Source organism: Paenibacillus mendelii, from assembly GCF_024498075.1.
GTDB lineage: Bacteria > Bacillota > Bacilli > Paenibacillales > Paenibacillaceae > Paenibacillus_Z > Paenibacillus_Z mendelii.
In genome coordinates this window covers 323,790-336,017 of record NZ_JANHOF010000004.1, presented here as the reverse complement: position 1 = coordinate 336,017, position 12,228 = coordinate 323,790, and the positions used below count along the sequence as shown (strand labels likewise).

The 12,228-nt window shown below is 52.9% G+C and carries 9 protein-coding genes; all 9 read left to right on the top strand.

Annotated elements, in window-relative coordinates; genetic code table 11:
- Positions 1–271 precede the first annotated feature (271 nt).
- The 9 genes from mutS to NNL21_RS15780 all read left to right on the top strand — a co-directional run bounded on the left by mutS (position 272) and on the right by NNL21_RS15780 (position 12,166).
- Entirely contained in the window at positions 272–3,061 is a 2,790-nt protein-coding gene (gene mutS / locus NNL21_RS15820; RefSeq protein ID WP_204818231.1) for a DNA mismatch repair protein MutS, read from the top strand.
- A 31-nt stretch (positions 3,062–3,092) separates the two neighbouring features.
- Entirely contained in the window at positions 3,093–5,183 is a 2,091-nt protein-coding gene (mutL, locus tag NNL21_RS15815; protein WP_204818230.1) for a DNA mismatch repair endonuclease MutL, read from the top strand.
- Entirely contained in the window at positions 5,180–5,950 is a 771-nt protein-coding gene (locus tag NNL21_RS15810) for a class I SAM-dependent methyltransferase (protein WP_204818229.1), read from the top strand. Before mutL ends, NNL21_RS15810 begins: the two co-directional genes overlap by 4 nt.
- Positions 5,947–6,954, top strand: a complete 1,008-nt coding sequence (gene miaA / locus NNL21_RS15805) for a tRNA (adenosine(37)-N6)-dimethylallyltransferase MiaA (RefSeq protein WP_204818228.1) — start codon at positions 5,947–5,949, stop codon at positions 6,952–6,954. The genes NNL21_RS15810 and miaA overlap by 4 nt, the downstream gene beginning before the upstream one ends.
- Positions 6,951–7,193, top strand: coding sequence for an RNA chaperone Hfq (gene hfq, locus NNL21_RS15800; RefSeq protein WP_204818227.1), 243 nt, complete (start codon positions 6,951–6,953; stop codon positions 7,191–7,193). The genes miaA and hfq overlap by 4 nt, the downstream gene beginning before the upstream one ends.
- Positions 7,194–7,394: 201 nt before the next feature.
- A complete protein-coding gene (locus tag NNL21_RS15795) occupies positions 7,395–10,049 on the top strand; it encodes a transglycosylase domain-containing protein (protein WP_204818226.1) in 2,655 nt (884 codons plus the stop codon).
- 23 nt (positions 10,050–10,072) lie between these two features.
- Positions 10,073–10,738, top strand: coding sequence for a peptidylprolyl isomerase (locus NNL21_RS15790; RefSeq protein ID WP_204818225.1), 666 nt, complete (start codon positions 10,073–10,075; stop codon positions 10,736–10,738).
- A gap of 202 nt (positions 10,739–10,940) precedes the next feature.
- Positions 10,941–11,498: a ribonuclease FAU-1 family protein gene (locus tag NNL21_RS15785; protein ID WP_204818224.1), complete on the top strand. Its 558-nt coding sequence runs from the start codon at positions 10,941–10,943 to the stop codon at positions 11,496–11,498.
- Complete coding sequence (locus NNL21_RS15780) at positions 11,495–12,166, top strand: YdcF family protein (RefSeq protein ID WP_204818223.1); 672 nt, start codon at positions 11,495–11,497, stop codon at positions 12,164–12,166. The genes NNL21_RS15785 and NNL21_RS15780 overlap by 4 nt, the downstream gene beginning before the upstream one ends.
- Positions 12,167–12,228: the final 62 nt, after the last annotated feature.

Here is a 12,228-nt window from a genome sequence, read left to right as displayed (position 1 = left end):
TTAGACACGATGCACACCTCTAACATAAACACTCCGACTGAAATCCCCCATCCATCCATCCATCCATTGCACGACCACTCGAAACCAACGAAACCAACGAAACGAGCATATCTCAATCTTACTGAAGCCAGCCCCTTTTATCCCGATAGACCGATGCTTCTTTTCCAGAAAGGGGCTCTTTCGTTCCTGCAACTCGCCAGCGTTTTCTGTTATAATGATATTCTGGTGTTTAGAAGGTTATCGTACGTTAATATGAAGCAGGAGGGGCGACATGGCAGCATATACCCCGATGATACAGCAGTATCTGGCCATCAAGGAGGAAGCAAAGGACGCATTCCTGTTCTTTCGATTGGGCGATTTTTATGAAATGTTCTTCGACGATGCGATATTGGCGTCGCGTGAGCTTGAAATTACATTGACAGGCCGCGAAGGTGGCGGAGAATCCCGTATTCCGATGTGCGGTCTTCCTTATCATGCGGCAGAAGGATATATTGCCCGTTTGATCGAGAAAGGCTATAAAGTTGCGATCTGCGAGCAGGTAGAGGATCCAGCGGCAGCCAAAGGCGTCGTCCGCCGCGAAATCATTCGCGTAGTCACGCCTGGCACCGTGATGGAGACAAAAGCCGTGTCGGACAAGGCCAACAATTTTATCGTTGCAGTCGCAAGCGGTAACGAGTCGTTCGGTCTTGCGGCTTGTGATTTGACGACGGGCGAGCTTTATGTCACTTCGTTCGCACGGTCAATTGACGTGCTGTCCGACGAGGTTAACGTCTATCATCCTGCCGAGATCGTCGGCGACGAAGAGGTGCTGGAGCTGTTGAAGCCGCTGGCTGCCGGTTGGAATCGTCCCGTGTTGTTCACAACTCGCGAACCTATGGATGCCGGCCGGTTGGCTCTGCAATTCGAGGAAGCGGAGCTTAAGCCGCTCTCACTGATACGCGAACGGGCGGTAAGCCTCCTGACTGGTTACCTGGACGAAACCCAGAAGCGCTCGCTTAGCCACGTACGGCGGATCCGCGTGTATGAGCCCAATCAATATATGATTCTGGATCCTTTCACGCGGCGCAATCTGGAGCTGACTGAAACGGTGCGCGACCGCAGCAAGAAAGGCTCGCTCTTATGGCTTCTCGATCGGACAAAAACCTCGATGGGCGCTCGTCAGCTGCGGCGTTGGATTGATAAGCCGCTGCTGTCCAAGTCGCCGATCGATGAACGGCTAGAGGCCGTGGACAAGCTGTACCGGGATTTAATCTTCCGCGATGAGCTGAGAAGCGAGCTTGGTGAGATCTACGATCTGGAGCGATTGGTGGGACGCGTGGCGTTCGGAAGCGCGAACGGCAGAGATATGAACGCATTGAAGACATCACTCCAGCATGTTCCGGCACTGGCTGCGCTTTGTGAGGGCTCGAAATCCAGCACGCTGCGCGAGCTAGTCGCAGGGGTAGACGACTGCGCCGACCTGGCCCATATGATTGAAACGGTCATCGTAGACGATCCGCCTGTGTCTGTGCGCGACGGCGGTCTGATCAAACCGGGCTATGACGAGTATTTGGATCAGCTGCGCGAAGCCAGCGTTAGTGGCAAGAAATGGCTGGCAGATCTTGAGCGTCAGGAACGCGAAGCGACAGGGATAAAGTCGTTGAAAATCGGATACAACAAAGTGTTCGGCTATTACTTGGAAGTGTCCAAAGCGAATTTACATATGCTTCCGGAAGGCCGCTACGAGCGCAAGCAGACGTTGGCGAATGCAGAGCGCTATGTAACCCCCGAGCTTAAGGAGAAGGAAAGGCTCATTCTCGAAGCAGAAGAGAAAATGGTCGATCTGGAATATGCGCGTTTCGTCGAGCTAAGGGAGCATCTGTCCGCGCATCTTCACCGCCTGCAGAAGCTCGCGGAGACCGTGGCCACGCTTGATGTTTATCAATCGTTTGGCACAGTCAGCGCAGAGCAGCGATTCGTGAGGCCAGAAGTAACGGATTCCTATAACTTCGTCGTGGATGAGGGTCGGCATCCTGTCGTTGAAGCCGTTCTGGAAGGTGCGCCTTTCATTGCGAACAACACCTCGTTAACGCAAGAAGAATGTTCCATGCTGCTTATTACCGGACCGAACATGGCTGGCAAGAGCACCTATATGAGGCAGGTAGCTTTAATCTGCATTCTTGCCCAGATCGGGTGCTTCGTACCGGCGAAGAAGGCCGTTGTGCCGCTGATCGACCGCATCTTTACCCGTATTGGCGCTGCCGACGACTTGATTGGCGGACAGAGCACCTTTATGGTTGAGATGAAGGACATCCAGACGATGACGGAGAAAGCAACGAGCCAGAGTCTGGTGATCATTGACGAGCTGGGGCGCGGCACTTCTACCGCTGAAGGGATGGCCATTGCGCAGGCGGTTATCGAGTTCGTGCATCACGAGGTTGGCTGCAAAGCGCTCGTCTCGACGCATTTTCACGAGCTGGCGCATCTGGAAGAGACTCTCCCGTCACTGGCTAACGCCTGCATGGCTGTGCAGGAGACGGGCGACAATGTCACCTTCCTGCGCAAACTCGTACCCGGGGCAGCCGGGAGCAGCTATGGCATCTATTGCGCGCAGCTGGCGGGATTGCCTCAGGGTATTATTAAGCGGGCATACACCCTGCTTGAATCGTTGGAGCAGCCTGCAGCAAGACAGGCGCCTGCTGGCGAAATTTCTGTGATCGGGAACAAAGCTGATGCCGCTTCTGCTGCCGGGAGTCTCGCGAAATCGAACGGAATACGGCTTCCGGGGAATGCCGCAGCCACGCGAACGAACGAGCTTAGCGATATGGCTCGTGAAACAGCGGTAGCCTATGAATCCTTCGAGGCTGAGGTCACTTCCTCTGCTCCGGAGGAGAAGAAGGAAGTCGTGCAGCTGTCGATCTTCGAGGAGACCCGCCCTGAGCCGGCCAAGCCGCGCAAAGCGAGTCCGAAAGCAGAGATGCTTGCTGATCAGCTCAAGCGTCTTGATTTATTTAACCTCACGCCAATGCAGGCCATGCAATGGCTCAATGATATGAAGCTTAAACTGCAGGACGACAAATGATATTGAATTCTTGGTCAGGGAGGACGCGTTAATGGGTAAAATAACAGTCTTGGACGAACAGCTTGCTAACCAGATAGCAGCCGGCGAGGTAGTCGAGCGTCCTTCTTCGGTCGTCAAGGAGCTTGTCGAGAATGCGGTTGATGCGGGCGGATCGACGATCGACATCACGATCGAGGAGGGCGGACTTACGCTCATTCGAGTCGTTGATAACGGTTCGGGTATCGAGGATGACGATATGAAGATGGCTTTCTTCCGCCACGCGACCAGTAAACTAAAAACAGGCAAGGATTTGTTTCGCATCGCGAGTCTCGGATTCCGCGGTGAAGCGCTGCCCAGTATCGCGGCCGTTGCGAAGGTGGAATGCCTCTCTTCACCCGAGACGACTGGGCTTGGCAAGCGTCTTGTGATCGAGGGCGGCAAGATCACCGTGTATGAAGACGCCAACACGCCGCAGGGAACGGATATTGCAGTGCGCGATCTGTTCTATAATACGCCGGCCCGGCTTAAATACATGAAATCGATCCAAACGGAGATCGGTCATATTGCCGACTTTGTTAATCGTTTGGCGCTGGCACATCCGGGCATTGCCTTTACGCTTAAACATAATGGAGGTCTGCTGCTCCGGACGCTTGGCAGCGGGGAACGGCTGCAGACATTCGCTGCCGTATACGGAACGAGTGCAGCCAAGGCCATGCTTCCTGTAGAAGGCGAGCATCCTGATTATGATTTACGCGGTTATATCTCCAAGCCTGAGCTGACACGGGCTAACCGGAATGGAATCACGGTTGTCGTCAATGGCCGCTACATACGCAGCTTTATCATTAATCAAGCGATCATGCAGGCGTATCATACGCTGCTTCCGATCAACCGGTTTCCGCTTGCCGTGCTCGAGTTTGGCATGCATCCCTCGCTGCTGGACGTCAATGTTCATCCATCCAAAATGGAGGTTCGCTTCAGCAAGGAACCGGAGCTGCGCCAGTTCATCGAAGAATGCATCGGGAACGTTCTTGGTCGACAGCGGCATATTCCCGGCCCGGCTCCCGCCGAACGCTCTAAGCCGTTGTTCGTACAGGATCAGATTTCGTTCCATCGGCCGGAACCTTCGTCCTCACCGGAAGCAGCTCCCTCGTCAAGTAGAGAAGACCGCAATGAAATGAAGCGTCCTTATTCAGATGTCAGAGGATCGACAAACGGTGGAATGGCTGGCGGTATACAGCAGCCGTGGCAAGCTAGCCGGCCAGCCGTACCGAAGGACGCAACCGAGCGGCTGTATGCGCCTCCGAATTTTACTGCGGATCCCCAAGCTGTGAGGGAAACAGCGGCGGGGGCAGCCTTCGTGGCAGATCCTGCGGCTTCGCAGCATCGTCAAGAGGATCCGTCATACACTGAGAATGCCACCACGGAGTCAAATGCCGCTATCACCGCTTCAGCAAACGGCGATCCGTCTTCATCACCGGATACAGTTCGTGATAGGACTACATCCGACAGTAATCGTCCTCCTGATGTCAATGGGGATTATGAGGCCCCGACGCCGACGTTTCCAGAGCTTTACTGGATTGGACAGCTGCACGGAACCTATATCGTCGCTCAGAACGAAGAGGGGTTATTTCTGATCGACCAGCATGCAGCCCATGAACGAATCAATTATGAGTATTTTCTGGAGAAATTCGGGCGTCCTGTACAAGCCAGCCAGCAGCTGCTCGTCCCGCTTACGCTTGAATTTACGGCGACCGAAGCGGCTGCCCTCCGTAATCGTCTTCCCCTGCTGCAGGATGCCGGTGTGGAGCTGGAGCCCTTCGGAGCCAATACGTTCCTCGTACGCGCCTACCCCGAATGGCTGCCGAGCGGCGACGAGCAGGCTGTCATCGAAGAGATGACAGAATGGCTGCTGGGTGAAAAGGGGGCGGTTGACATCGGCAAGGTGCGAGAGAAATCGGCGATCATGTGCGCGTGCAAAGCCTCGATTAAAGCAAACGACCGGATGACGCGAGAGGAAGGCGAGGGACTCCTCCGTAGACTGGCGGCTTGTAAACAGCCGTATACCTGTCCGCACGGCAGACCGATTGTTGTAACGATGACCACCTATCAGCTGGAGAAAATGTTCAAGCGGGTGATGTCATGATCGTTACGACAGCTCAGAAGCCCTCTGTCTCTCTCTACATGCATGCGAGGCAGCTGACCGCTGAGCTGGGAGGCCGGCTGGTGGAACGCAGGCAGGAGTCGTTGAATGGGTTGAAGCGGCGCTACAACGATAATTGCCTGCTCGTTGTCGATGAACGTGGGTTGCGCTACTACAACGATTCGGAGGAACCGCTATATTTTCACCCGAGCATGGCCTATGTTCGCGTCAAAAGACTGCGCAAAGGCGAGCGGGACCCGTTAATCGACTTGTCCGGCTGCGTGCCCGGCGACCGAATAATCGACTGCACAGCGGGGCTTGGCTCGGATGCGATCGTCTTCTCCTATGCGGCCGGACCGGCTGGCCATGTCACTGCACTCGAGAGCGAGCCTATACTCTGTACGGTGGTTCGCGAAGGACTGCAAACCTATGTAACCGATCACGAGGATGTTAACGATGCGCTAAGACGCATCGAAATGAAGTGTATGGGCCATAAACAATGGCTTCAAGAGCAGCCGGACAAGAGTGTCGATATCGTTTACTTCGATCCTATGTTCCGACAGCCGATACACGACTCTGCCGCGCTGCAGCCGCTGCGTGGACTGGCCAACAAAGAGGCGCTTGATGCGGAGTCGATTGCGCATGCCGTCCGCATCGCGCGCAAATCAGTTGTTCTTAAGGAGCACCGGGACAGCGGCGAATTCGGGCGGCTTGGCTTCGAACGCCGTCATGTCAATAAAATAGCCTATGGAGTGATTACGCTAACATGAGCAACGAAACTCAGCAGCAGGCCAAACCGAAATTGCTCGTGCTTATCGGACCAACGGCCGTCGGCAAAACCCGGATCAGCCTGGACATCGCGAAGGCGTGGAATGCCGAAATTATATCGGGTGATTCGATGCAGGTTTATCGGGGTATGGATATCGGTACGGCAAAGATCAAGCCGGAAGAACGCGAAGGTATTCCGCATCATCTTATTGACATCTGCGATCCTGAGGATCCGTTCTCCGTAGCGGATTTCCAGGAGCGCTGCAGGACTCTGATCGCTGACATCACAAAGAGAGGGAAGCTGCCTTTCATCGTAGGCGGGACGGGGCTGTATGTCGAATCGGTAGCCTATGGCTACGGCTTTGCCGATGGCGGCTCCGACGACGCCTATCGGGAAGAACAGCAGCGATTCGCCGATCAGTATGGCGCGCAAGCCCTGCATGACAAGCTGCGGGAGATCGATCCGGTCTCAGCTGACCGCCTTCACATGAACGATCAGCGACGCGTTATTCGTGCGCTGGAGATCTACCACTTAACCGGCATGACGCTGGCTCAGCAGCTGGAAGGACAGAAAAAAACATCCCCTTACGAACTTTGTATCGTTGGGCTGATGACGGATCGCAAACTGCTGTACGAGCGGATTAATCAGCGGGTAGACGCCATGCTGGACGCTGGACTCGTTGCCGAAGTTCAAGGTTTGCTCGATCGGGGGGTATCCGCTGGAGCCGTTGCCATGCAAGGTCTCGGCTATAAAGAAATCATTCCATTCCTGCAAGGGGAGTGTACGCTCGATGCAGCAGTAGAGCTGCTTAAACGCGATACGAGGCGCTATGCCAAACGTCAGCTCTCCTGGTTCCGGCACATGAAAGATATCACTTGGATCGATGTATTTGAAAATTTTCATGAGAATTTAAAGGCAATTCATGCTATAATAGCAGGAAAGTTTAGTCACGATCTTGAATATACTTCTAACCAATCTTTTTACGATGGGGGTAACGGCCAATGAACAAATCGATCAACATTCAGGATACGTTTCTGAACCAATTACGCAAAGACAGCGTCCCGGTTACAGTCTATCTCACCAACGGCTTTCAAATCCGAGGCGTCATTAAAGCATTCGACAATTTTACGATCGTTATCGACAGTGAAGGGCGCCAACAAATGGTGTACAAGCATGCCATTTCGACGTTCACCCCACAGCGCAACGTCTCGCTCATGCAGCAGGAACCAAACACCCAATCGTAACGCGTTAATCCGTCGTTTGAAACTTTTTTACTTCGTGTTACGTTTAATTGGATAGCGGCACGACAGAGCAACCCGCCCACGTGCAGGGTTGTTCTTTTCGTTCTGAGACACTTTTCGTTTCAGAGGACCGTTGCCCTGTGTACGAATAGGGTATAAATAGAGACGAGAGGTTATCTCGTCAACGCAGGAGGGGAGTCGGCTATGGCTGATGGACCGCGTACCACCAAGAAGAAACCCGCAGGAAAAGGCAAGAAGAAAAAAATGAACGGAAAGAAATTTATGGTCTGGCTGTTTTTCACGGCAGCCTTTGCCGTTGTATGCGGCATCATCGGGTATTTGCTCATTATCCTGAATGGAGAGCGCATTTTAACGGAAAATCAAGATAAATTCGTCATGGAAGAAGCTTCGACCATCTATGACGCTGATGGCAAGGAAGTTACTAAGCTGGCTCGCATCAACCGCGAGATCGTCGAATTCAATGAAATCCCCGTGCTGATGAGGGATGCTTTCATCGCAACGGAGGACCGCCGGTTCGAGGAGCACTCCGGGATCGATCTCTGGTCGATCGGCCGGGCACTTGTTAAGGACATCATCGCACGCAGCGCCGTGGAAGGCGGAAGTACGATTACGCAGCAGTTAGCCAAAAATCTGTTCTTGTCACACGATAAGACGTTCTTCAGGAAAGCGACGGAGGCCTCCATTGCCGTTGCGCTCGAGAACAAATATACCAAAGATGAAATTATTACGATGTATTTGAACCGGATTTACTTTGGCAAAGGCGCGTATGGGGTTAAAGCCGCGGCGAATTACTATTTTGATAGACCGCTCGATAAGCTGGAACTGTGGCAGATTGCAACTCTAGCCGGAACGCCGAAGTCTCCGAACAAATACAACCCGATCAGCAATCCGGAGAAATCGAAGGAACGGATGGCCGTCGTCCTTCTCTTGATGAAGGACCAGGGTTATATTACGCAGGAGGAGATGGACCAAGCCAAAGCAGCAGCGGAAAAGTATGAACCGCCTGCGAACAAGACCACCACAGTGGAAGAGCAGAAGTATTTGGCATTCGTCGATTTCGTTGTAGATGAAGCGGAACAACGGACAGGCTTGACCGAGGAACAGCTTCGCCTTGGAGGCTACAAGATCTACACGACGCTGAACAGGCAAGCCCAGTCCGTCATGGAGAAGGAATTCGAAGATAACGATAACTTCGAGAAAAGCGTCGACGAGCAGAAGGTGCAGGGCGCAATGATCATCGTCGATCACCGTAACGGGAATATCCAAGGTCTCGTTGGCGGCCGGGACTATGTGAATAAGGGGCTTAACCGCGTTCTGGTGCCAAGGCAGCCTGGATCGAGCTTTAAACCGATTACGGCCTATGGACCTGCTCTCGATACGGGCGACTGGTTCCCTTGGTCGAATGTTATGGATGAGAAGCGCTGCTATGGGAATTATTGTCCGAGCGATTCGAACAGGGTGAAGTATATCGGATCGATCCCCATGACCCAATCGATTAAAGAATCGCGTAATGCTTCGGCCGTCTGGCTGCTGAACGAAATCGGCGTTAAGACCGGGTTAAACTTTGCCGAGAAGCTCGGCTTCGAGCTGGATGAGAAGAACGACCGGAATCTCGCAATAGCATTGGGCGGGCTTACCACGGGTGTGACGCCGCTCCAGATGGCGAAGGCCTACAGTGCATTTGCCAATAACGGCGTAGAAGTCGATCCACATGCATTATTGAAGGTCGTTGGCAAGAATGAGGAAACCGTGTACGAGTATAGTGCACCATCGCCTAATAAGCTTATGGAGCCGAAGATAGCCGGTTATATGACCGAGCTGCTGCAAACCGTTCTCGAGAAGGGCGGTACGGGTACGGGCGCGCGAATCGACCGCCCTGTTGCCGGCAAGACGGGTACGACGCAGCACGGCATTCCAAACTATAAATCCAGCTACAACCGGGATGCTTGGTTCGCGGGCTACACGCCGGAATGGACAGGGATTGTCTGGATGGGCTACGATAAGACGGACAAGGAGCATCTGCTCAAGAAAAGCAGCTCCCAATCCGCAAAGCTCTTCGCTAAAGTGATGAAGGCTTCTATGAAAGGCATGCCTGTAACGAACTTCACGAAACAAAAGGATGCGGAAGAAGATAAAAAAACAGTTGGCAAGGTAACCGGATTGAACGCTGTATACAATACAGAGACGAAGATGGTGAATCTGACTTGGGCCCCCGTTGAAGGAGAAGGAATCACTTATAGAGTGTACCGGAAAGAAGCTTCCGAGCCGGAAGCGACCAGACTTATGGATGCACTGGATGCAGCGGGAACGGATGATATGAGTGTTCAGCCGGGTATGACTTATCAGTATTACGTTACGGCCTATGACCCTAACAATGAAGTGGAGAGCGCTCCTTCCGATAAATTATCGGTTGAGATTCCGGCGGAAGAGCTAACATTGCCTGAATTGCCATCAGAACCAGGTGAAGAAACACCGCCACCAGACGGCGGCGAGCCGCCGATCGAAGGCGGGGATCCTGGCACGAATCAACCGGGGAATGGCAGCGGGAATCCGAACAATGGCGGGTCGACACCTCCTGATGGCGGGAATCAGAATGGAGGCAATGGCAACAGCAACGGCAACGGCAACGGCAGCGGCAACGGCAGCGGTAACGGAGCGGGGGGCGATGGCGCGACGACCGGTCCGATCGACAATGGAAACGGATCGAATGAAGGGACTCCGCCGGCGAATAACTCGGGAACCGGCGGCAATCTGGAGGTACAGAACGTGCCGGGTCAAGAAACGCTGCCCAAGTCGGTGGATAATTCAACTTCTGCCGAAGGTGAGTTTGTAAATTAGCAGATAATTTTGGAGGTAACAAGATGCGTCTCAAGAAATGGTCGATGATCTTATTGGCTGCGACAGCTATGGTTGTGCTGGCCGGCTGCGGAACGAAAGCAGGAACGAATACAACAGCTGGAGGTACGAATAATACCGGCACCGAAGCAGGGGAAACACAGAAATCGTGGTCCAAGATGCCGGCGATGGCCATAGACGAGTCAAAGACCTACTTGGCTCACTTCAAAACAAGCAAAGGCGATTTTACGGCAGAGCTCTATGCCAAGGATGCGCCAAAAACGGTCAACAGCTTCGTCTTCTTGTCCAAAGAAAAGTTCTACGAAGGTGTGAAGGTACACCGTGTCATTGAAACATTCATGATTCAAACCGGTGACCCTAAGGGCAATGGAACAGGCGGTCCGGGCTACACCGTACCGGACGAGCTGAAGAACGGTCATACGTACGAAGAAGGAACGCTTGCAATGGCCAACGCCGGTCCAAATACGAACGGCAGCCAATTCTTCATCTGTACAGGGCCTGATTTGGAAGGGTTGAACGCCAATCCGAATTACTCGATCTTCGGTAAAGTGGTTGAAGGCATGGATGTCGTCCATTCGATCGCCAAAGTGCCCGTAGAAGCGGCTAACGGTGAGGTTAGCAAGCCCAAAGAAGAGATTACGATTAATTCGATCACGATTGAAGAAAAATAGGTACTACACACAACAAGGAGAGCGGCTAACGCTCTCCTTTGTTGATTAAAGTTTAGCATCAGCAAGAGGACAACTGGAGAACTTGGTTTATTTTATAGGCCTGCTGGAGATGGACGGTAAGTTGTGGTAAGCTTTTTTTAAACGATAAACGCCAACACATATCGATACGGTGATTGGGATCCTAATGGAAAGGTCGTACCGTATGAAAAGAAAATTTTCAGACCGAGCCAACTGGCGGCGTATCCTTCGGAAGAGCTACACATGCCTCACGATGGATGGCGACGAGTTTAGAGGACTTGTGACGCTGTATCGCATTCATGAATTACGCGAACCGCTTTGGAAAGAATACAATGGTCGCAGGCTATGCTTAGCAGACCGCGGGTATCTTTGGATGCAGCATTTTCCCAGGGGAGAGCACTTCGTCGTCACGACGATGTTCGACGATAAGAATCGTGTCGTTCAATGGTATATCGATATCTGCAAGACGCAGGGACTGACCGATCAGCAGGTTCCGTGGTTTGACGATCTGTACTTGGACGTCGTCGTGCTGCCGAGCGGGGAAGTGTTTCTGCTCGATGAGGATGAGCTGGAGGATGCCGTGCGACAAGGGTCAATAAGCAATAAGGACGCAGCGCTCGCCAGGAAGACCGCAGGGCGGCTGTTGTCAGCAATCAAGAGCGGCAGGTTCCGTTATTTCACGCTTAGCTTGAAGCATCGGAAGACGCTTGTTGCTCAGAATGGCGAGGTCGGCGAGTCATGAAGCCTGTTGTTAAACCACGAAGCAAACCGCGCAAACGCAAACGGTTTCGTGCGACTGCGCGATTGCTTCGCATCTTCGCTTGGGTAGTGGCTCTTGGCATATTCTGGTGCGGGTACCTGCTATGGATGATTAACAGCTATGATCCGCCCAAACCGATGCCAAAGGCTGATGCAGCAATCGTGCTAGGGGCAGCATTATGGGATAATAAGCCAAGCCCGGGTTTACAGGAGCGGCTTGATCATGCGCTGCAGTTGTACAAGCAGGGGACGGTCTCAAGTCTTATCCTGACCGGCGGTCTTGATCATAATGGATCTACGCTAACCGAGGCTGAAGGGATGCGGGATTATTTGCTTCAAAAAGGTGTGCCGGCTGAGAAGATGGTGCTGGAGAACGATGCCAGGAGCACCTATGAGAATTTACTCTTCAGCAAGCCGCTCGCCCAGCGCAACGGGTTCGATCGGCTTATTATTGTAACGCATGATTATCATGCGCCCAGATCGGCGGACATCGCCAATTTTATCGGATATAAGAATACCGTTACTTCCGGATTCAAATCGAAGGTGCTGTCTACCGCTTACAATCAGTCACGAGAGGTGCTCGCCTTTACGAAGTGGAAGATGGACGCTTTTCTCATGTTGATCGGAATTCGTTCCCCGAACAGTTTCTAGAAAGGTTGTTTCAGGGGCCGCCAAAACTGTTAATATGCCTCGTTTCGCTAGAATACAATGGA